Origin of the sequence: Mesorhizobium sp. M0715 (genome assembly GCF_040320355.1) — a bacterium.
Lineage (GTDB): Bacteria > Pseudomonadota > Alphaproteobacteria > Rhizobiales > Rhizobiaceae > Mesorhizobium.
In genome coordinates, this window is record NZ_JAMYPL010000040.1 from 21,991 (window position 1) to 42,303 (window position 20,313).

The 20,313-nt window shown below is 62.4% G+C and carries 22 protein-coding genes, 1 tRNA gene and 1 pseudogene; 12 read left to right on the top strand and 12 right to left on the bottom strand.

The genetic code is table 11. The annotated features are described in order from the left end of the window. Window positions 1–152: 152 nt before the first annotated feature. The gene (locus NKI21_RS30440; RefSeq protein ID WP_023809353.1) at window positions 153–596 is read right to left on the bottom strand and encodes an SRPBCC family protein; all 444 of its coding nucleotides are present in this window, start codon (window positions 594–596) and stop codon (window positions 153–155) included. A 440-nt stretch (window positions 597–1,036) separates the two neighbouring features. Between NKI21_RS30440 and NKI21_RS30445 the strand changes: the two genes are divergently transcribed. After that, the gene (locus NKI21_RS30445; RefSeq protein WP_023809352.1) at window positions 1,037–1,180 is read left to right on the top strand and encodes a hypothetical protein; all 144 of its coding nucleotides are present in this window, start codon (window positions 1,037–1,039) and stop codon (window positions 1,178–1,180) included. 98 nt (window positions 1,181–1,278) lie between these two features. Here the strand turns inward: NKI21_RS30445 and NKI21_RS30450 are convergent, their stop codons facing one another. Continuing rightward, window positions 1,279–1,971, bottom strand: a complete 693-nt coding sequence (locus NKI21_RS30450; RefSeq protein ID WP_352581201.1) for a DUF2270 domain-containing protein — start codon at window positions 1,969–1,971, stop codon at window positions 1,279–1,281. 158 nt (window positions 1,972–2,129) lie between these two features. Between NKI21_RS30450 and NKI21_RS30455 the strand changes: the two genes are divergently transcribed. Together NKI21_RS30455 and NKI21_RS30460 are read left to right on the top strand one after the other, a co-directional pair. Beyond that, the gene (locus NKI21_RS30455; RefSeq protein WP_352610840.1) at window positions 2,130–2,858 is read left to right on the top strand and encodes a gamma-glutamylcyclotransferase; all 729 of its coding nucleotides are present in this window, start codon (window positions 2,130–2,132) and stop codon (window positions 2,856–2,858) included. Between the two features lie 196 nt (window positions 2,859–3,054). Next, window positions 3,055–4,206 (top strand): acyltransferase family protein, encoded by a 1,152-nt coding sequence (locus NKI21_RS30460; RefSeq protein WP_023809349.1) that lies wholly within the window; start codon window positions 3,055–3,057, stop codon window positions 4,204–4,206. Here the strand turns inward: NKI21_RS30460 and NKI21_RS30465 are convergent. From NKI21_RS30465 to NKI21_RS30485, 5 genes are all read right to left on the bottom strand, one after another. Continuing rightward, complete coding sequence (locus NKI21_RS30465; RefSeq protein ID WP_352868877.1) at window positions 4,193–6,172, bottom strand: glycoside hydrolase family 127 protein; 1,980 nt, start codon at window positions 6,170–6,172, stop codon at window positions 4,193–4,195. The two genes, NKI21_RS30460 and NKI21_RS30465, sit on opposite strands and share 14 nt — an antisense overlap. A 23-nt stretch (window positions 6,173–6,195) precedes the next feature. Beyond that, entirely contained in the window at window positions 6,196–7,053 is an 858-nt protein-coding gene (locus NKI21_RS30470) for a carbohydrate ABC transporter permease (protein ID WP_128305582.1), read from the bottom strand. Continuing rightward, window positions 7,053–7,979 carry a carbohydrate ABC transporter permease gene (locus NKI21_RS30475; protein ID WP_352441769.1) on the bottom strand — a complete coding sequence of 309 codons (927 nt, stop codon included), beginning with the start codon at window positions 7,977–7,979 and terminating at the stop codon, window positions 7,053–7,055. Before NKI21_RS30475 ends, NKI21_RS30470 begins: the two co-directional genes overlap by 1 nt. A 198-nt stretch (window positions 7,980–8,177) precedes the next feature. Then, complete coding sequence (locus tag NKI21_RS30480; protein WP_023809345.1) at window positions 8,178–9,425, bottom strand: ABC transporter substrate-binding protein; 1,248 nt, start codon at window positions 9,423–9,425, stop codon at window positions 8,178–8,180. A 62-nt stretch (window positions 9,426–9,487) separates the two neighbouring features. Then, complete coding sequence (locus NKI21_RS30485) at window positions 9,488–10,531, bottom strand: LacI family DNA-binding transcriptional regulator (RefSeq protein WP_352441768.1); 1,044 nt, start codon at window positions 10,529–10,531, stop codon at window positions 9,488–9,490. A 423-nt stretch (window positions 10,532–10,954) separates the two neighbouring features. On the opposite strand from NKI21_RS30485, the gene NKI21_RS30490 reads away from it, so the two are divergent. The 3 genes from NKI21_RS30490 (at window position 10,955) to NKI21_RS30500 (ending at window position 11,621) form a co-directional block, all read left to right on the top strand. Further along, window positions 10,955–11,030 (top strand) — tRNA-Cys (locus tag NKI21_RS30490). Window positions 11,031–11,220: 190 nt separating this feature from the next. Then, entirely contained in the window at window positions 11,221–11,424 is a 204-nt protein-coding gene (locus NKI21_RS30495; RefSeq protein ID WP_023809343.1) for a hypothetical protein, read from the top strand. A gap of 5 nt (window positions 11,425–11,429) precedes the next feature. Next, window positions 11,430–11,621 (top strand): hypothetical protein, encoded by a 192-nt coding sequence (locus NKI21_RS30500; RefSeq protein ID WP_023809342.1) that lies wholly within the window; start codon window positions 11,430–11,432, stop codon window positions 11,619–11,621. Between the two features lie 28 nt (window positions 11,622–11,649). On the opposite strand, the gene NKI21_RS30505 is transcribed toward NKI21_RS30500, so the two are convergent. Both NKI21_RS30505 and NKI21_RS30510 read right to left on the bottom strand, forming a co-directional pair. Beyond that, the gene (locus NKI21_RS30505; RefSeq protein ID WP_023809341.1) at window positions 11,650–11,916 is read right to left on the bottom strand and encodes a DUF1488 family protein; all 267 of its coding nucleotides are present in this window, start codon (window positions 11,914–11,916) and stop codon (window positions 11,650–11,652) included. Further along, window positions 11,913–12,161 (bottom strand): hypothetical protein, encoded by a 249-nt coding sequence (locus NKI21_RS30510; RefSeq protein WP_023760015.1) that lies wholly within the window; start codon window positions 12,159–12,161, stop codon window positions 11,913–11,915. Before NKI21_RS30510 ends, NKI21_RS30505 begins: the two co-directional genes overlap by 4 nt. Window positions 12,162–12,411: 250 nt before the next feature. Here NKI21_RS30510 and NKI21_RS30515 point away from each other — a divergent pair, with 250 nt between their 5' ends. From NKI21_RS30515 to msrC, 3 genes are all read left to right on the top strand, one after another. Then, window positions 12,412–12,774 (top strand): co-chaperone GroES, encoded by a 363-nt coding sequence (locus NKI21_RS30515; protein ID WP_023809340.1) that lies wholly within the window; start codon window positions 12,412–12,414, stop codon window positions 12,772–12,774. 33 nt (window positions 12,775–12,807) lie between these two features. Next, a complete protein-coding gene (gene groL, locus NKI21_RS30520; RefSeq protein ID WP_352868880.1) occupies window positions 12,808–14,433 on the top strand; it encodes a chaperonin GroEL in 1,626 nt (541 codons plus the stop codon). A 256-nt stretch (window positions 14,434–14,689) separates the two neighbouring features. Continuing rightward, window positions 14,690–15,187, top strand: coding sequence for a free L-methionine (R)-S-oxide reductase MsrC (msrC, locus tag NKI21_RS30525; RefSeq protein ID WP_127271638.1), 498 nt, complete (start codon window positions 14,690–14,692; stop codon window positions 15,185–15,187). Window positions 15,188–15,199: 12 nt separating this feature from the next. On the opposite strand, the gene NKI21_RS30530 is transcribed toward msrC, so the two are convergent. From NKI21_RS30530 to NKI21_RS30540, 3 genes and pseudogenes are all read right to left on the bottom strand, one after another. Continuing rightward, entirely contained in the window at window positions 15,200–16,255 is a 1,056-nt protein-coding gene (locus NKI21_RS30530; protein WP_352868883.1) for a YeiH family protein, read from the bottom strand. A 139-nt stretch (window positions 16,256–16,394) separates the two neighbouring features. Further along, window positions 16,395–16,772 (bottom strand): ester cyclase, encoded by a 378-nt coding sequence (locus NKI21_RS30535; RefSeq protein ID WP_352868886.1) that lies wholly within the window; start codon window positions 16,770–16,772, stop codon window positions 16,395–16,397. Between the two features lie 394 nt (window positions 16,773–17,166). After that, a pseudogene (locus NKI21_RS30540) lies at window positions 17,167–17,283 on the bottom strand (cation transporter); the annotation flags it as partial. Between the two features lie 313 nt (window positions 17,284–17,596). On the opposite strand from NKI21_RS30540, the gene NKI21_RS30545 reads away from it, so the two are divergent. The 3 genes from NKI21_RS30545 to NKI21_RS30555 all read left to right on the top strand — a co-directional run bounded on the left by NKI21_RS30545 (window position 17,597) and on the right by NKI21_RS30555 (window position 20,064). Beyond that, window positions 17,597–18,076 carry a GNAT family N-acetyltransferase gene (locus NKI21_RS30545; RefSeq protein ID WP_128305590.1) on the top strand — a complete coding sequence of 160 codons (480 nt, stop codon included), beginning with the start codon at window positions 17,597–17,599 and terminating at the stop codon, window positions 18,074–18,076. Then, on the top strand, window positions 18,073–18,471 hold the full coding sequence (locus tag NKI21_RS30550; protein ID WP_352868891.1) for an ACT domain-containing protein: 399 nt from the start codon (window positions 18,073–18,075) through the stop codon (window positions 18,469–18,471). Before NKI21_RS30545 ends, NKI21_RS30550 begins: the two co-directional genes overlap by 4 nt. Before the next feature lie 159 nt (window positions 18,472–18,630). Beyond that, a complete protein-coding gene (locus NKI21_RS30555) occupies window positions 18,631–20,064 on the top strand; it encodes an aldehyde dehydrogenase family protein (RefSeq protein WP_023809331.1) in 1,434 nt (477 codons plus the stop codon). The last annotated feature ends 249 nt before the right edge of the window (window positions 20,065–20,313 follow it).

Below are 20,313 nucleotides of genomic sequence, written 5' to 3' on the forward strand. Positions count from 1 at the left end.
CTCCGCTGCACTCTTCATTTCGTTGACACGTCCAGTCACAGGGGGTGTCAAACGCAATGATGAATTGCTAGCGATAAAGGGCAGTTCCCGCCACAGTCCAAGTTTCGGGCTTCGGCAGGCCAGAAACGACCGTTCTCCCAGCCACTCTCAGCCTATTGATTGATCTCGGGCTCGACGAGCTTTGCCAGATTTCTGAGCGACTCCTGCCAGCCGAGATAGCAGGCCTCGACCGGAATGACGTCCGGAATGCCCGCCTGGGTGATGTCGATTTCAGTGCCGACCGACACTTTTTTCAAGACCACGGTCACTCGTATCTCGCCGGGCAGGTTGGGATCGTCGAACCTGTCGGTGTAAAGCAGGCGCTCGCCCGGAACGAGTTCGAGATACTCGCCGCCGAAGGAGTGGCTGTCGCCGGTGGTGAAATTGCGGAACGACATCTTGAACGTGCCTCCGACCTTTGCCTCGAAATTATGGACCGTGCAGGTGAAGCCGTTTGGCGGAAGCCACTTGGCCAGCGCGTCCGCTTCAACGAAGGCGCGATAGACCTTTTCCGGGCTGGTCGTCAGAACGCGGTGCAAACGTACGGTGCCGGGCATTGCTGGATCCTTTCATGAATGCCTGTTCGATACCCCAAGGACGGACGAAGGCTAGCCAGTCCGACATTGGTTTGCGAATTTTTTGGGTTTGCGAATTTTTTGAGGGCGCACGGCCTGCGTACCCACAGGCATGCCGTTCGACCCCGCGCCTGTCGGGCGAGGCGGCGGACGAACTGCACCGGCTCTGGAGCTGGCGTTCACCTGCTAAATCGGGTTCCTGAGCCATCTTGTTGTTCAGGCGCGGTTTTACCGATTGACGCGAACGGCCGCGCGTCGCGGCCAATGCTTCGAACGGGCTAAATAGGGCAGCGCGTCTTTGCCGTCCAAGTGCCGATCATTAGAATTTGCCTCTGATCAGAGTTGATTTCCTATCAGGCCGTTAATGCGGCCATGCTTTTAATAAGCATTTGCTAATAAATCCTCCGAACCTGAGGCAAGCAATGACCAAGAATCTCGGCAATGCACGTCATACGCCAGCGAAGGACCAGCAGGTCTCCCTTCTTGGCAAAGCCGCGCCGGCACTTTTTCCGCTGGTCGTGGCGGCACTGGGCTACATGATTGGCAAGCAGTTCTTCGGCATCTAGCCGCGAAGACAGGGTCTTCCGTTCCCCAAACGTCCCGGCGGATGTCAACGCCGCGGGGCGCCGTTGACATTGCAGCGGCGTGTCGCCGGACATCAACGTCAAACATGGACGTCGCCAAAGGACAGTTCGCCGTCGTCATCGGCCGTGAAAAAGACGATGGCAAGCAACCCGACATAGAATGCGGCCACAACAACCACGATCGCCACACCGGGAACGGGGCCAAGGGCGGCGCTGTCTAGGGCCTCGCGAAGCGAGCCGGCAAAGCCGGCCCTGACACCCACGGTTTGAAGGCTGGGTGTGGATATCTTGAGCACCCAGGCCAGCAACAGGATCAGAAACAGATAGATGTAATTTCGCCGCAGCCGACGGGCTAGCGCGACGCGCTGCGACAGCAGGAATTTCGGCGCGCGCAGGCCTTCGCCGACGATGAGCACCCAGTCCGAGGCGAAGTCGGGCTGTGGGGAAAAGATCTGGGCGAAATAGTGGCGTTCGAACTGGCGTACGCGCGCCCGATAGAAATCGAAGAACCGATAGCGGCGCGCCTCGATCCACAGCAGCAGCAGGATCAGCAGCATGGCGAACAGCAGCACGCCGTGATGCGCACTGGCCGTCGACAGCGATACCGAAAGCAGCGCCGCCACCACCGTGATTGCCCAGTTGGTTGTCCTGTCCAGCCGGTCGCGCCATCCTGCCATGCGAGCGATCTCGGCGCGGTGGAAATGGGACAGCGTGTTGACGCGCTCCGCCGATGAAAGGACGGGGCCAGCGGGCTTTGCCGACGCGTCGTTCATGGCATCCTCCGGCAAGGAACAGAACAGTTTGCCGGCAACATCGTTCCAAGACGCGTCACGCAAGAGCGGCATCGGCCACTCGTGATCTATCTCGGCTGCACGGCCCTTGAGAATCCTTCAGCCTTCGGCAACATGGCGGTAGGGCTGGGAGCGCGAAGATGAGCAAGGCTATTTCCACCGCATCATCGAGGGTCCCGCGCAAGGCGCCGATGGCTCTGACCGAGGATCTCATCGCGCGCACCATGCGTGCTGTCGAGGATGCCGGGCCGACGCCGGGCATGGTTCACATGACCGATGCCGACTATGCGCGCATCCGCGACGAGGTGCTGGCCGGCGCTCCGGCCGGGCCGCTGAAACTATTTGCCTATGGCTCGCTGTTGTGGAAGCCCGCCGGCGAGGTGAGGGGCGGAGAACGCGCGGTGGCCAGCGGCTGGCATCGTTCGTTCTGCTTCACGGTGCAGCGTTTTCGCGGCACGGTCGAGCAGCCCGGCCTGATGATGGCGCTCGATCGCGGCGGCCAGTGCCAGGGCATGGTGTTCGAGATCGCGGAGCCGCTGGCGGCTAACCTCGAAGCGCTGCTGCGCCGCGAAATGACCATCCTGCCCGCCGTCAACGTGCCGCGCTGGCTGCAGGTCAGGACCGAAGGCGGCCCATGTCGCGCGCTTGGCTTCGTCGTCGATCCCGCCAATCCGCGTTATGCCGGCAAGCTCGACAAGCAGGCGATCGCGGCGACGCTGGTGACAGCCGCCGGTCATTGGGGCTCGGGCGCGCAATATCTTTTCGAGACGATCCGCCACCTCGAAGCCTGCGGCATCCGCGACCGCAATCTGTGGCGGTTGCAGGAATTGGTGGCCGTGGAGATCGGGCTGACCATCGCCCAGAAGTGATCCGCCCAGAAGTGATCCGCTCAGACGCGGCACGCTTCAGTCGTGTTTGGCCCCGGATGTTTGCAGGCCACAGCACTTTTCGAAGCAAATCTCTGATTTTGGAAGTCTCCGCAGTGAGGGTTTAATGAATTGAAAACAGTTCTGGCCCAACGATGACCTGAACACCGGCGCAGGAAACGGTGCGCGTGGGCAAATCATGAAATCCTCGACCGGAGAGCATTACCCAGCGCTGGATCATGTTCGTGGCCTGGCGGCCTTTCTTGTCTTTTCCTGGCATTTCCTTCATGCGTCTCCTGAAGGCCCGGTGCCTTATGACTTCGTGCCGGCTCTTCCCCTCTTCAGCGTTCTGGATGAAGGGCATACTGGCGTTTCCCTGTTCATGGCGCTTTCCGGGTACCTGTTCGCCAAGCTGCTCGATGGAAAGCAGATCAACTATCTGCCCTTCTTTGCCAACAGGGCCCTCAGGCTGCTTCCGCTTCTGCTGGTCGTGATATGTATCGAGGCTTGCCGCAGGTACCTGGCCGGACAGTCCCTCGACGGGTATTTCACGGGCGTCGGATTGGGGTTTCTTTTTCCCACCCTCCCGAATGGCGGCTGGTCGGTAACGATCGAAGCGCACTTCTACCTGTTGCTGCCGTTCTTGCTGATGGCATCCAGGCGGTTTGTGTTCGCGCCCTTGCTGTTCATCGCGGCAGCCATTGTGCTGAGGTCCGTCCTGTATGTGCAGATCGGCGAAGTGCAGTCGGCGGCGTCCGTAACCATCATAGGCCATGCGGATCAGTTCCTGGCCGGCATTCTTGCCTTCCACCTGCGTGCCCACGCGAAGAACCAACACTGGCTGGCGCTGGCCGTTCTCATGGCTTTTTCGGGGTTCTTCTGGTGGTTCGATGCAGCCGGCGGATTTTACCAACTGGGCCGCTATCCGTCGCCTCATTGGATATGGATCATCCTGCCGACCCTGGAGGCGGCAGCCTATTCATTCGGCATCGCCTACTACGACACGAGCTTTTCGAAAAAGCGAACAAGCCCGCCGTTCAGGATACTGGAGAAGGCGGGGGCCTACAGCTATTCGATCTATCTTCTGCACCTGTTCTTCGTCATGCAATTGGCGGCGTTCATAGACACGAATGTCATGAGCATCAGCAATTTCTACGTCGCATGCCTCTGGTCCGCATTGTGCTTCGTGGCGACGATCCCGATCGGCTATCTCAGCTACACCTGCGTCGAGGCGCCATTCCTGCGCCTGCGTCTGCGCTATATGGACCGAAAGCCCGAAACTGCGGCATCGACCGCGGCTGAGCTTGGATCGGTCATCGCCCATAGACCGACCTCGTTCAGCCGTCCCTGAGCCACACCAGCATTTCGCCGGGCTCGCGGTTGTCCCAGGCGAAATAGGGAATGGCGGTCAGGCGCGTCTCGGCGGTGGTCGGCGGCTCGGGCCTGTAGAGCCCGTCCTGCCAGCCGTCGGGGACATCGGCAAGTGCCGCGGTCGACAGCGTCACCACACCGCCGAGAAGTTCCGGCCGGTGCTGCGCTTCGATGGTGGCCGTCCGCGGCAGCGTCAGGCGATGCGGCTGGCTGTCATTGTCTGATGCCTCGACGCAATAAATCAGCGGACCGCGCGACAGCGCGACGCGGCCCGCATCCTGGCGCACCTGCGGGTTGGCATAGAGCCGCTCGATCGGCATTTCGAGATCGAGCCGGACATTGTCGCCCTTTTTCCATGTCCGCTTGATCGCGGCGTAGCCGTCGCTGGTGATTTCAGCCAGCTTGATGGCTTCGCGGTTCACCTTCAACTGGGCACTGGCGCTCCAGGCGGGAATGCGCAGGTGCAAGGTGAATTCGACCGGCGCCTGCGGTTCGAGCGCGATCTCGACGGCGCCGTCCCAGGGATACCTGCTCGTCTGCGTCAGGCTGACCGGGACGCCCGATATGTCGAAACGGGCGGTCGAGTCGCCATAGAGGTGGATGGCCAACGCATCGTCGGCCAGGCTGTAGAAATAGCTGCCGATCGAGGCGACCATGCGCCCGATATTGGGTGGGCAGCACGGGCAGCGGTGCCATTTCCACCTGTTGTGCTTGCCCCGGCTTTCCAGCGGATTCTCGTAGAAGAACAGCGAGCCGTCGAGCGACAGGCCCGAGATCGAACCGTTGTAGAGGGCGCGTTCCATCATGTCGGCGTAGCGCGCGTTCGGCCCCATGCCGAGCATGCGGCTGGCCCAGAACACCAGGCCGACCGCCGCGCAGGTCTCGGCATAGGCGCTTTCGTTGGGCAGGTCGTAGTCGCTGGTGAATCCCTCATTGTGCGCCGATGGTCCCAGTCCGCCGGTGACGTAGAGGCTCTTGGTGGTGAGATCGTCCCACAGAAGGTCGAGTGCTGCTCGCAGCGTATCATCGCCATATTCGGTCGCGATGTCGGCCATGCCGGAATAGAGGTACATCGCCCTGACAGCATGGCCGACGACCTTGTGCTGTTCTCGCACCGGGATGTGCGATTGGCTGTATTCATAGGTCTTGAAATGATAGGCCTTCGGGTCGGCGCCGCGGGCGCGGGCCTCCTCGTCGAAATAATGCGGTTGTTGGCCGCGCTGGTCGATGAAGTATTTCGCCAGATCCATGTACTTCTGCTCGCCGGTCACCCGCGCCAGCTTGACCAGCGCCAGCTCGATCTCCTCATGACCGCAATAGCCCTTCTTCTTGCCGGGCTCGGGGCCGAGCACCGACGCGATATGGTCGGCATAGCGGCACATGATGTCGAGCAGCTTGCGTTTTCCCGTCGCCTGGTAATAGGCGACCGCGCCCTCGATCAGGTGGCCGGCGCAATAGAGCTCGTGGCAGTCGCGCAGATTGGTCCAGCGCTTGCCGGGCTGGATGCGCTGATACCAGCTCGAGAGATAGCCGTCCTCCTGCTGCAGCTTGCCATACATGTCGATGACGGCATCGATCTTCTTCTCCAGTTCGGGGTTTTTGCGCCGGTAAAGCGAATAGGCCGCGGTCTCGATCGTCTTGCCGAGATCGGAATCCCAGAACATCTGCGTGGTCACCGTCGATCCGGTGAATTCCGCGCCCTGGCGATCGGCTTCGTCGGGAGAGGGCGAGTGAAAGGGGATGACTATGCCGGGCGAGGGGCGGTCCGGATCGATCTGCTCCAGCATGCGGGCCTCGACGCAGCGCTCGTAGAGGATGTCGGCGGTGCGTGTGGCGACAGCGTCGGCGCGGTCGCCCCAGAAGCCGTGCACGTCGACCTGCGGCACCGGCAGCGGGCGGAAGGCGAGCTTCGGTTTTCCGGTTTTTGCGGATGGCGATGCGGTCATGAAACTTACTCCATTCGGTCTGTCTATTTGACGGCCCCGGCCATCAGGCCGCGGATGTAGAAGCGCTGCAGCGCCAGGAACAGGATCAGGCACGGCACCATCATCACGGTGACGCCAGCCTGCACCGCGCCCCAGTCGATGGCGCCGAAGCGGCCCGACTGCAATGCGGTCATCATCACCGGCAGCGTGAACTTGGATTGGTCGGTCATCAGCACGAGGGCGGCGAGGAATTCGTTCCAGGCGCCGAGGAAGGCAAACAGGGCGATGGTGACGACGCCCGGCCAGACCAGCGGCAGCATCACCTTCAAAAGCATTGTGAGATTGCTGGCACCGTCCATGCGGGCGGCCTCCTCGATTTCGCGCGGCACGGCGTCAAAGGCGTTGCGCATCATGAAGATCGAGAACGGCAGTTGCAGCGTCACATAGACGCCGACTAGGCCGGTCAGGGTGTTGTGCAGGCCAAGCTTGGTCAGCACCAGGAAGATCGGCGTCAGGATCGACTGGAACGGGATCATGATCGTCGACAGGATGAGGATGAAGAACAGGTTCTTGAACGGAAACCGGAAGCGCGAAAAACCGTAGCCGGCCAGCACGCTGACGGTGACCGACAGCACGACCGTCATCACCGAGACATAGATGCTGTTTTGCGCAGAGGCCCACAGCCCGTCGCCGAAGCTGTTGAGCGTGGCATAGTTCTCCAGCGAGAACCCCGACGTCGGCCAGGGCGGCAGCGGCGGCAGGCGTGCTTCGGCCGCCGGCTTGAACGCTGACAGCACCGCCCAGACGATCGGCGCCGCAAACAACACCGAGGCGATGATGCCTGTCGAATGCTCGCCGATGCGGGTCAGGAGCCGGCGGTTGCGGGAGGCGGCCTGCGCCATCAGTCGAGCCCCTCGGGTTTGCGCAGCAGCCACAGCTGGACGAGGCTGAGCGCCACCAGGACGACGAGCAGCACCATCGACAGGGCCGCGCCATAGCCGAGCTTGAACGACACGAAGGACTGGTTGAAGATCCAGTAGACCGCCGTCAGCGTCTGGTTGCGCGGGCCGCCGCGCAGGATGATGTAGAACTGGTCGAAGGCGAGGATCGAGCCGGCGACCGACAGGATCAGCGCCAGTGCCAGCGTGCGGCGCATCAGCGGCAGGGTGATCGCCCTGAACCGGGCGAACGGCCCGGCACCGTCGATGACGGCCGCCTCCTGCAGATCCTGCGGGATCGATTGCAGGCCGGCCATCAGGATGATCATGGTGAAGCCGGCGACCTTCCAGACGACCATGGCGATGATCGACCAGAAGGCTGGCTGGAAGGTGGCCAAGAGGTTGAATTTCCTATCGATCAGGCCAAGGTCGTAGGCGGCCGGGCTGAACAGGCCGGAATCGACGTTCAAGAGCCATGACCAGAGCAGGCTGGCCGAGGCGAAGCCGACAACCGCCGGCATGAAGAACATGGTGCGGTAGAGATTGGTCAGCGGCCGCGGCCTTTCGACGAACAGCGCCAGCGGAAACGCCACCACGAAGATCGCGATGGTGACGATCACCGTGTAGTAGGCGGTGAAGCGCAGCGCGTTCCAGAACCTGGTATCGCGCAGGATGGCGACATAGTTGCCGAGGCCGATATAGCTGTGCTCGCCCATCAGCGGCCAGTTGTGCAGTGACATCCACGCCGTCATGCCAAGCGGGATGAGGAAGAAAACGACGACAAGCGCGACGGCCGGCGCGACATAGAGCAGGCCGATCCACTGCCGGCGGCTGGCGACCCTGCGGGCGCGGGGCGGGGCAGGGGTTGCTGCGGTTGTGATAGAGCTCATGCCGTGCCTGTTCTTCCGTCGGATACAGTTGGCCGCCCCACCTCCCCCTTGTGGGGAGGTCGGACCGAAGGTCCGGGTGGGGGCACTGGCGCTGCCCCCACCCCGCTGCTTTGCAGCGACCCTCGCCACAAGAGGGAGGGTAAAGAACGCGCCGGCCACCCGCCCAGGGAGACGGGCGGGTGGCCGGGTAGGCCGCCGCTACTTCTGCGGCGCCTGGTCGATGATCGACTGCATCGTCTCCTGCGCATTGGCGATGGCGCCATCGACATCGTCGCCGAAGAAGACCTCGTTGATCATCTGCGTCCACGGCCCGTTGGCGGAGTTGATCAGGTCGTTGAACACCACCGAATAGGGTGTCTTGCCCTTGGCCATAGCCTCGGCGGCGATCTGATAGCGTGGATCGAGGTCCTTCAGTGCCTCCTTGGCGATGTCGCCGCGCACCGGCAGGCTGCCGTATTTGGCGAGGATGGTCTGGCCCTCGAGCGAATAGGCGAAATCGAGGAACTCCTTCACCACGGGCAGTTTCGTGGTGCCCTTGGTGACGACGAAATTGTCGCCGCCGGCAAAGGACGACCAGCCGCTGTCCTTGCCCGGCAGGAAGGTGACGCCGTAGTCGACATCGGGATACTGGGTGTTGAGCGCGCCGATGGCGAAGGCGCCGGACGGCGAGATGCCGATATTGCCGGCGGCGAAGGCGGCAAAGAAGTTGGCGCCGGTGTCGGTCTGCGCACCTGCCGGGACCAGGTCTTTCTTGACCATCGAGCGGTAGAGATCGATGGCGCCGCGCAGCTGCGGGCTGTCCAGCGTCGCTTTCGAGCCGTCCTCCGAGAGGATGTCGCCACCCGACGCCCAGATCAGCGGCGTGAAGGTGAAGATGTTGCAGCCGCCGCAATTGCCGGAGAAGTAGAAGCCCTTGATGTTGCCGCCGAGCGCGTTGACTTTCTCGGCGTCGGTCGCGATCTCGGCCCAGTTGGCAGGGCCTTTTTCAGGGTCGAGGCCAGCCTGCTTGAACAGTTTCTTGTTCCAGATCAGCACCGAGGCGTCGGCGGAGAACGGCAGCCCGTAAATGTGGTCCTTGTAGGTGCCGGTCTTCACATGCGCAGGCGACAGGCTCGAGAAATAGGGCAGGGACTTGGCCCAGTCGGTGATGTCCTCCAGCTGGCCGGCGGCGGCGAAGGAGGGCGTGTAGATCAGGTCGAGCGACAGCGCGTCGGGCGCGGTGCCGCCGGCCGCGGAGGCACCATATTTCGGGATGATCTCGGCATTGGGGATGATGTCGAGCTTGACCTGGTTGGTGTGCGCCTTGTTGTAGGCGTCGACGATCCTCGGCATGAAATTCGAGCCGTCGGCGCGCACCCAGATGTTGGCCGTCTCGGCGGCCGCGGCACCGATGCCGCCACCCAGAACGGCAGCGGCCAGGGCCAGTTTGGCAATAAGGTTCCTCATGTTCTCCTCCTCCAGGGTTGGCCGCGCTCCGCGGCTTGGCGCCGATTGCGCGGCGCTTGGTTTCAGCCATCCAGCGGATGGCCGCATGACTGCCGCACCACCAGCCGGCACGGCAGTTTTCGAATGCCCGGCGCGGCGGGCTTGCCGCCGACCAGCGAAAGCAGGGTCAGCCCGGCCTCGCGCCCGAGAGCAACCAGGTTCATGTCGATGGAGGTCAGCGGCGGACGCGTCGCCTCGGCCACGATCTCCCAATTGTCGAAACCGATGACGCCGACATCGCCGGGTACGTCGAGGCCGCGTTCGCGCAGAGCATCAATGACGCCGCGCGCGATCTGGTCGTTGCCGCAGAAGACCGCGTCCGGCCTTTCGCTTTTGCCGTCGAACAGTTGCGCAACCGCCTGGTGACCCCAGGCTTCCGACCAGGAGCCGAGCAGCGGCTCGCTGACCGTCAGGCCGTTTTCGACGAGCACGTCGCGGTAAGCCTGGACGCGCGCGTGCACCACGGCAAAGCTCGCCGGCCCGGTGACGTGGGCGATGCGCTTGCGGCCCAGCCGGCAGAAATGCTCGACGGCCAGCCGGGCGCCGCCAACATCGTCCGAGACGAAAGCGACGGCGTCGGGATCTGGCTGCGTGAAGGCATAGATCACCGGGACGCGCAGATTGGAGAGGTCGACGGGGAGATGGCGATCGATGCGCTTGCCGGTGGCGATGATGCCGTCCACGCGCTTGTCGAGCATGGCGTCGACATGCATCTGGCCCAGCCGCGGATCCTCCTCGACATTGCACAGGAACACCGAGACGCCATTGTCGACCAGCGCGTCCGAAATGCCCGACATCAACGGCAGCGAGAAGCGGCCATAGGTATCGTTGGTGAGCAGGCCGACGGTGAAGCTACGGCGCCGGAGCAGGCTTTGCGCCAGGCTGTTGGGTCGGAAGCCAAGCCGCCGGGCGGTCTCGCGAATGCGTTCGCGCGTCTCGGCTGTCATCCGGCCCTGGCCGTTGAGCGCCTTGGATGCGGTGGCGACGCTGACTCCGGCCTGGGCGGCCACGTCACGCAAGGTGACTGGCTTGGAAAAGACCGGAACAGGCAGATCGTCCGATGGCATCGCGCCGAGATCCTTGGTTGGGAAAAGGTTTTCTCTTGCCGAGCCGGATAAGGCCCGGCAGGTGGCCGAGCCCGACGACGATTGTTTGAGAAAACCTTTTCTCAGATGAAGCTAAGCCAGATCGAATCGCTGTTCAAGGGGAAAAGTTGGTTGGCCTCCGCTCCTCTCCTCCGAAATGCAACGCGGGGTAAAAGCAGCCTCGGAAGCGCGTAGCTCAGGGGAAGAACGTCAGTCGCAGTGCTGGAGGCCCTCGGTCGAGACGGGGCGGGCTGCCGCTTGGGGCGTGAAGGATTTCAACTCTGCGCCGGAAGCGAGACCCGGCAAGGTTGGCTGGCGAACGCTCTGAAACTCGACCCCGAAAATTCTGAACAATCCCTCGGGATTAACCTTTCCGTAAATATTTGGCCGCTACTTCACAGCCATGGCCTCGTGGCGGAGCGGCTACGCTGGAGACGGCAAATCTCTGAAGCCTCGGTTCGATCCCGAGGCGAGGCCTCCAAAATTTGGCGTCCCAATCTGCCCCGGGCGCAGTCAGTTCCCACGAATAGATTGTGTGTTGCGAATGCAGTAGGGACTGGCCGTCAAAGCAGTCCTGTCTTGAATTTGGCATGCAGGCGCTCGCGAAAAAAGTGCTATGGAAGGGGTGCGAGCGTTCTTGCTTCGCTTTTCCCTGACATTCGAGGCCTTTCGTGCGTGAACCGTCGCTGCTGCCCGTCTTTGGAAAACTTGGCCTCAAGGCCCCTGTCGCCTTGGCGGCGGCACCGGTCTCGTCGGCAGGTGTGCCGCACCTGCGGAAGCTTCTGGCCGTGCATGGCGGCATGGTGCTGAAACTGTCGGTCGTCGCCTGGACGGTGCTGATCCTGGGCGCCGTGTTTTTCACGATGCAAGGCTGACCGCCATGGCCAACCGCTACACGCTGCGCATGGAGCTTCCCCAGAGCTGGAGCATCATCGATGTCTTCACCGGCCAGCCTGCGGTTGTCCGGCAAAAGGTGATGGTCGGGATGGGGCCGCGCGAGGCCGAGGACATGGTCGTGCAGATGAATGTCCGCGACGTCAGACGCCGCGAAAGGGCCGAGCGCAAGACCTGATCGCGGTCAGCGCCAACTCGCCGCCATTTCAGCCGAAATCGGCCGCCGTCAGCACATACATGCTCTTGCGGGTGCGGTCATAGGCCTTCGACGCCACCTCGCGGATGGCGCTGCTCTCGGTGTCGAATGTCTGGAGATAACCGGCTTCGTCGGCAGCTGTGCCCGGCCGCATCTTGGCCATGGCGTCGGCAGCGACGGAAAACGAGATCTGGAACATGCCGTCATGGCCAACGAAACGAATGCGCTGGCCCGCTTCGTCATAGCTGCGGCTGCGGTTGGGAAAGGTGAGGCTCATGTCTTGGCCTCCGTGGCTTTCTTGGTCACCCGCTTCTTCTTCGGCGTCGGATTGAGGGCCTCGGCGACACGATCGGCCTCTTCCTTGGCCAGCCGAAGCTCCCTCAGCCTTGCCGTCTTGATTTCCCTGGCTCTTGCCTCGGACATATATTCGGCGGTCGCCTTGTTTTTCTCCGCTGTCTTCTTCTGCTTGTCGACAAAGCGGGCTTCAGCTTTTTCCATGATCGTCTGATTGCCTTCGGCCATCGAAGAAATCTCCCTTGTGCCTGAAATCGTGAAAGTGAACTTGTCCGATAAATAGGCACTCGATCGGCAAAATTCAATCTTTTGAATTATTTGACATTCTGCGGATATCACGAAACGGCCAGCTGAAATAATACTTTTGAATATTTAATATGGTCCGCGAATAATTTTTGGCACTCCTATCTATCGAGTGCCAACGCGTCTATAGAGGAGGGGCGTGGCCGCCTGTGCCGGCCCCAGAAAGAAAGTTCCCATGAAATTTCGGCCACTCCACGACCGCGTCGTCATTCGTCGCGCCGAAGGCGATATCAAATCCAAGGGCGGGATCATCATCCCCGACACTGCCAAGGAAAAGCCGCAGGAGGGCGAAGTCATCGCCGTCGGGCCTGGCGCACGCGACGAAAACGGCGCGCTTGTTCCGCTCGACGTCAAAGCCGGCGACTTCATCCTGTTCGGCAAATGGTCGGGCACCGAGGTCAAGATCGACGGCGAGGACCTTCTGATCATGAAGGAAGCCGACATCATGGGCGTCATCGACAAGAGCGAGACCGGGATCATCGACAAGGGCGAGACGGCTGCAACCGACAAGACCGTGGCCGCCAAGAAAGCTGCCTGACCTCATTTTCTCCGAACGAACTGGATAAAAATCATGTCTGCCAAGGAAATCAAATTCTCCACCGATGCGCGCGACCGCATGCTACGCGGCGTCGAGATCCTCACCAATGCGGTGAAGGTCACGCTCGGCCCCAAGGGCCGCAACGTCATCATCGACAAGGCCTATGGCGCGCCGCGCATCACCAAGGACGGTGTCACCGTCGCCAAGGAAATCGAGCTTGCCGACAAGTTCGAGAACATGGGCGCCCAGATGGTGCGCGAAGTGGCCTCGAAGACCAACGACATCGCCGGTGACGGCACCACCACCGCCACGGTGCTGGCCGCCTCGATCCTGCGCGAAGGCGCCAAGCTGGTCGCCGCCGGCATGAACCCCATGGATTTGAAGCGGGGCATCGACCAGGCGGTTTCCGCCGTGGTCAAGGAAATCCAGGCGCGCGCCAAGAAGGTCAAGTCGTCGGCCGAGATCGCACAGGTCGGCACCATCGCCGCCAATGGCGATGCCAGCGTCGGCGAGATGATCGCCAAGGCGATGGACAAGGTCGGCAATGACGGCGTCATCACCGTCGAGGAAGCCAAGACCGCAGAGACCGAACTCGACGTCGTCGAAGGCATGCAGTTCGACCGCGGCTATCTCTCGCCCTATTTCGTCACCAATGCCGACAAGATGCGCGTCGAGCTGGAAGAGCCCTACATCCTCATCCACGAGAAGAAGCTCGGCAATCTGCAGGCGATGCTGCCGATCCTCGAAGCGGTGGTGCAGAGCGGCAGACCGTTGCTGATCATCTCCGAGGACGTCGAAGGCGAGGCTCTGGCGACGCTGGTCGTCAACAAGCTGCGCGGCGGCCTCAAGGTCGCGGCCGTCAAGGCGCCGGGCTTCGGCGATCGCCGCAAGGCGATGCTGGAAGACATCGCCGTGCTGACATCAGGCCAGATGATCTCCGAGGACCTCGGCATCAAGCTTGAAAACGTCACCATCGAGATGCTCGGCCGCGCCAAGCGTGTGCTGATCGAGAAGGACACCACCACGATCATCGACGGTGCCGGCACCAAGGCGACGATCCAGGCGCGTGTCGCCCAGATCAAGGGCCAGATCGAAGAGACGACCTCCGACTACGACAAGGAGAAGCTGCAGGAGCGACTGGCCAAGCTCGCCGGCGGCGTTGCCGTCATCCGCGTCGGCGGCGTCACCGAGTCGGAAGTCAAGGAAAAGAAGGACCGCATCGACGATGCGCTGAACGCCACCCGCGCGGCGGTTGAAGAAGGCATCGTGCCCGGCGGCGGCGTGGCTCTGCTGCGTGCCCGCTCGGTGCTTGGCGGCCTGACCGGCGCCAATGCCGATGTCACGGCCGGCATCACGATCGTGCTGCGGGCGCTCGAAGCGCCGATCCGCCAGATCGCCGAGAATTCCGGCGTTGAAGGCTCGATCGTCGTCGGCAAGCTCACCGACAGCAAGGACCACAATCAGGGTTTTGACGCCCAGAACGAGGTCTATGTCGACATGATCAAGGCAGGCATCGTCGATCCGGCGAAAGTGGTGCGCACCGCACTGCAGGATGCCGGTTCGATCGCAGCCCTTCTGATCACCGCCGAAGCGATGATCACCGACATCCCGCCGAAAGACGCTGCCCCGGCGGGCGGCGGCGGTATGGGCGGCTACTAAAACCCGGGACTTGTCCGATCTGTTTGAGAGGTGAATGACGGCCCCGATCGGGGCCGTCATGATTCTCAAGATGATCGCAAAGTTTACGCATAGCTGCCTTGCCGTCCGGCTCAGCGCCGGGAGGCACCCCTGATCTTGCGGCTTTCGGAGGGGACGCAATCCACGCTAGACTGTGCGGGCGGCCGTCTGGTCGCGGAGCTCGCCGACTTTGGCAAGCGATCGGACGAACAGCTATCCTCGATACGGAGACACGTTCATGTTTGCGGCCAAGGCCATCGACACCTCAGACAAGGCCGCGTTCTACCGCGACCTCGCCACTCAGCTTAAGGCGCTGCTCGACGGCGAGCGCGATTCGATCGCCAACGCCGCCAACACCGCAGCACTCATCTTCCAGATGGTGCCGGACCTCAACTGGGCCGGGTTCTATTTCCTGCAGTCGGACGAGGAAATGGTGCTCGGGCCGTTCCAGGGCAAGCCGGCCTGTGTGCGCATCGCCGTCGGCAAGGGCGTGTGCGGAACGGCGGTCGAACTCGGCACCTCGATGCTGATCAAGGACGTGCATGATTTTCCCGGTCACATCGCCTGCGATGCCGACTCGCGCTCGGAACTGGTGGTGCTGCTCGAGGACGATGAAGGCGTCTTCGGCGTGCTCGATCTCGACAGTCCGCTGCCCGGCCGCTTCGACAAGGCCGACCAGGCCGGCATCGAGACGCTGGCGGCGATCTATGCCGCGTCGAGTTCGTTCGAGGACTAGGCCCGGTTTAGACTAGGCGAATTTCACCAGCAGCAGGCTGAAGCAGCCGATGAACAGGAAGGCCGAGAAGGCGAGCGCCAAGGGGCGCAGGCCGCGTGAGCGCAACTGCGAGATGTCGGCCTGCAGGCCCATGGCGGCCAGCCCCATGGTCAGCATGATGGTGGTGGCGAGCGCCATTGCCGATTTCACCTCGGCCGGCACGGTGACGAGGCTGTTCAGCGCCACGATGGCGACGAAGGCGGCGACGAACCACGGCATGGGCGGCCGCGCCGCCACCTCACTGCTGCTCCTGCGGCGCGCCATCAGGCCGAGCGCGACGACCATCGGCGCCAGCATGGCGACGCGGGTCAGCTTGGCGACGGTGGCGATCTCGCCGGACTGGGTGCCGTTCTGGAAGCCGGCGCCGATGACTTGCGCCACTTCATGGATCGAGGCGCCAGCCCACAGGCCGAAAGCGTGCTGGTCGAGGCCGAGCATGGGCGCCATGAGCGGGAAGCCGAGCATGGCGACGGTGCCGAACAAGGTGATCGAGGCGACGGCGTAGGTGACGTCCTCGTCGCGCGCATCGGTGACGATGTTGGTGGCGACGATAGCCGAGGCGCCGCAGATCGAGGTGCCGGCGGCGATCAGCTGCGCCAGCTTAGCGTCGACGCCGATCAGCCGACCGAGCGTGATGGTGAAAACGAAGGTGGCACCAAGCGTGGCCGCGACAATGCCGACGCCGCCGGCGCCGATCGAGACGACTTGGCCGAGCGTCAGCTGGAAGCCGAGCAGCACGATGGCGAAGCGCAACAGGCGCTTTTGCGAGAATGCGATACCGGCTTTGGCGTGCACCGGTGTGCCCAGCACGTTGGAGTAGATCATGCCGGCGACGACGGCGAGGATCATCGGGCTGAACAGCGCGAAGCCGGAAACATTGCGGGCCGAGAAGGCGACCGCAGTGATCATCGTGACCAAGACGATGCCGGGGACGATGCCATTCCAGTTGAGGGATTTCCGTCCTGGTGTCAGATCGGCAGGAAAAGCGCTTTTCGGAATATCGTTCGCGAAGTGGGAAATGGAAGACAATGCAATGCTCCGGACGGGTGTGCCGGAGGAATGCCATTCCTCAAATAATCTTTCCAACGAATTATTTTCGTCATAATGATCGGTTTTTACGAACGATCGGTCGGGCATTGGCTGTGCGTCATCTTCTGGCCGACCTGGATTAAAGCTGCGCTTCGATCGCCGCCTTGTCGATCACCGACCAGACGTTCCTGATTGTGTCGTCGCGGAATTCATAGAAGACGTTCTCACTGAAGGAGATCTTCCGGCCGTTGATGGGCAGGCCGAAGAAGGTTCCCTTCGGCGTGCAGTTGAACTGGAGCCGGCTGGCTATGAACGGCAGTTCGGCGATTTGCAGTTGGATGTCGAAATAGAGGTCTGGGATCTCCCGAAAATCGCGCTCCAGCATTTCGCGGTACCCCGCCAGCCTGACGCGGTCGCCATTGTAGTGGACCTCGTCATGGACGAAGCGATGCAGATTTTGCCAATCCTGATTGTTGAGGCAGGCGATGTAGCCTCGATAGAGGTCGGTAACGGTCACGGCGATGGCTCCGGTGCTTGGTCTGGGTCGAGCAAAAAGATAGAACGACTGCGGGTGCAGTCCAGATGCGACATCGCCTGCCGGCGCGCCGCCTAGAACATGCCGCGGTCGTTGCTCCGCTGGTCGTCGTCCACCAGATGCGGCTGATAGATTCCCGTCCGCGCCGTCCGCCGCCAAGGCCGGGCCGGGTCCGCCGGATTTGTGTGGATATCGGCGACGGCGATGGAGGGTGTTCCATTGGCCGGGCATTGCGCCGCCACCGGCCGCCGGGGGCAACGATTCCCGAAGGCGCGGTCAGGCTGTGTTGCGCGGGGAGGGAGAAACTGGCCCAGTAATTGTTGCTTGCCGCGCGTCCCTGCATCTCGACGGCGAAAGCCGGCCGTCGGCGGCGGTGATTGTCGGATGCGTCCTCCAGAAAATCGATGCTGTCCGCGAACAGCGATGCCGATCCGATCCAGACGGCTACGGCAAACTCGATCCCGAAATAGGCCAGGTTCAGGATGGCAACCATCCGCACCCTTGTTCAGCGTTCCGGTCATATTTTGTCCATCGATCAATTGCCGTTTATCGCAAGGCCCGCAGCGATTCCATGACATGAGACATTACCGATCGAGCAGCCGCCTTGACAGCGCCACGCATCATGTTCCAGCTTGGCGCCATGTTCGTCCTCGCGCCCACCAACACCAAGCGACGCCGCACCTGCACAGTGCGGAGCGGCAGACTGATTGCGCGACGACAAAGACCGGCAGGATAGATCCGGTTCGTTCGTTTCCAGCCCCGCCCGCGACACCGCCGGCGGGGGTTTTCATATCTGGAGCACTTTGATGACCAACAATTCTTCTATCCGGCTTCGGCCCGCCGAGCCCGCTGACGCCACCGCGATCCGGGATATCGTTCGTGCCGCCTATGTCAAATGGGTGCCGGTGATCGGCCGCGAGCCGCTGCCTATGCGCGCCGACTACGACAAGGCTGTTGCCGAGCATCCGTTCGATCTCGCCGTCGAGGATGGCGGCATTGTCGGGATGATCGAAACCATCCTGGCCGCAGATCACCTCTGGATCGAGAATGTCTGCGTGGCACCGGATGCGCAGGGGAGAGGGATTGGCCGGCTGTTGCTGGAGCTGGCCGAGCGCAAGGCAATCGAAGCAGGACGTGCCGAGCTTCGCCTGCTGACCAATGGCGCCTTCGAGGCGAATGTGTCGCTCTACAAGAGGCAGGGCTATGTCATCGATCGGGAAGAGCCGTTCATGGGCGGCATGACGGTCTATATGAGCAAGAGGCTCGCGGGATTACCGGCAATCTGACGAAGGAGTTCGATAATGGCTGCCAGGGTCTTAAGCAACTCCTAGGGCTTTACGCGGTTTCCCGGCTGGAGGCGGGCGAGATCATTCCCGGTTGGGCGGACGGGCCAGGCTTCGTCAGCATCACAAGGACTGACGACGAGCTTTCGATCGTTTGCTTGCAGGACCGCGTGCCGCATGCCGTCAAGCAGGATATCGACTGGGTGGCCTTCAAACTCGAGGGCCCGTTTGCCTTCGATGAAACCGGTATCGTGCTGTCGGTTATCAGGCCGTTGTCGGAAAACGGGTTGGGCATCTTCCTGGTGTCCACTTTCGATGGTGACCATCTGTTGGTGAAAGCGACGGATCAGGCCGCCGCGAGGCGGTTTCTGGTCGAGGCCGGGCATATCTTGCTGTAGTCCATCCTCACCACTACTCGCTGGCCCAACCGCTCTGGCTCAATCACTGCCGCACTGGCTCAACGACTTCGGGGGTTGCGTTTGACAGCGGCGTTTGTGCATCGTTATCTCCAGCCAGATATGACGGCCCGGCGCGGCCATGCGGCCAAGGAGAAAACCATGTCACACAATCTGCAATTCTATATCGATGGCGCGTGGGTCGATCCTGTTGTGCCCAACACATTGGACGTCATAGATCCCTCGAATGAGGACGCCTTTGCGCAGATTTCGCTAGGCTCCAAGGCCGATGTCGACAAGGCGGTGGCTGCCGCCAAGCGCGCCTTCAACAGCTTTGGTTTTACAGAGGTTGGTGAGCGGCTCGACCTGCTGAACCGCATCATCGCGGTCTACAAGAAGCGCAGTGGCGATCTTGCCGTCGCTGTGTCACGCGAGATGGGCGCGCCGCGCCAGATGGCGTTGGACAGCCAGGTCGGCATTGGGCTGGCGCATCTGACCAAAATGGCCGAGACGCTGAAGACTTTCGAATTCCGCCACGTGAAGGGCAACCATCTGGTGGTCAAGGAGCCGATCGGCGTCGTCGGGCTGATCACGCCGTGGAACTGGCCGCTCAACCAGATCACCTGCAAGGTCGGTCCGGCGCTTGCTGCTGGCTGCACGATGGTGCTGAAGCCCTCCGAGATCGCGCCGCTCGACGCCATCATCTTCGCCGAAATCCTGGACGAGGCCGGCGTGCCGAAGGGCGTCTTCAACCTCGTCAATGGCGACGGTCCCGGCGTCGGCCAGGCGCTGTCCAGCCATCCCGACATCGACATGGTGTCGTTCACCGGCTCGACCCGTGCCGGCATCCTGGTGGCCAAGGCCGCCGCCGACACGGTCAAGCGCGTGCATCAGGAGCTTGGCGGCAAGTCGGCCAACATCCTGTTCGGGGATGTCGACCTCGCAAGCGCCGTCAGCAAGGGCGTCGCCGGCTGCTTCAGCAACAGCGGCCAGTCCTGCAACGCGCCGACGCGCATGTTCGTGCCGCGCGACCGCCATGAAGAGGCGGCCGGCTATGCCAAGGCCGCGGCGGAAAAGTTCACCGTCGGCCCCGCTGACGCCGCCGGCACCAAGCTTGGCCCGGTCGTCAGCCAGGTCCAGTTCGACAAGATCCAGGACCTGATCCAGGCCGGCATCGATGAAGGTGCGACGCTGGTAGCGGGCGGCCCAGGCCGGCCGGCCGAGCTTAACCGCGGCTACTATGTCAGGCCGACGGTGTTCGCGGACGTCACCCACGACATGCGCATCGCGCGCGAGGAGATCTTTGGGCCGGTGCTGGCGATCATGCCCTATGACAGCGTCGACGAGGTGGTCGAGACCGCCAACGACACCGTCTATGGCCTCGCTTCCTACATCCAAGCCAAGGACATGAAGAAGGCGCGCGAAGTCGCGGCGCGCATGCGCACCGGCAATGTCTACATCAATTATCCGCAGTGGGACGCCGGCCTGCCGTTCGGCGGCTACAAGCAGTCGGGCAATGGCCGCGAATATGCCGAATACGGGCTCGAGGATTTCCTCGAGATCAAGGGCATCGCAGGGTATGAGGCGGCAGAGTAGACGGGGTACTGGCGGCGACTTTCAGGACTTGGGTTCCTCGCCCCCGCAAAGCGGGGGAGAGGTGGCCGCGAAGCGGTCGGAGAGGGGGCTGCGACGCTGGCAAGTTCCCTCTAAATCACCTAAGGCCGCGCAGACCCCCTCTCCGTCTCGGCTTCGCCGAGCCACCTTGTATCTACACGAGAGAGATTTCGTGGGATTAGAGCGATTGAGCCAAGGTCCGGGCGGCCGCCCGGACCTTGGCTTGGCGAA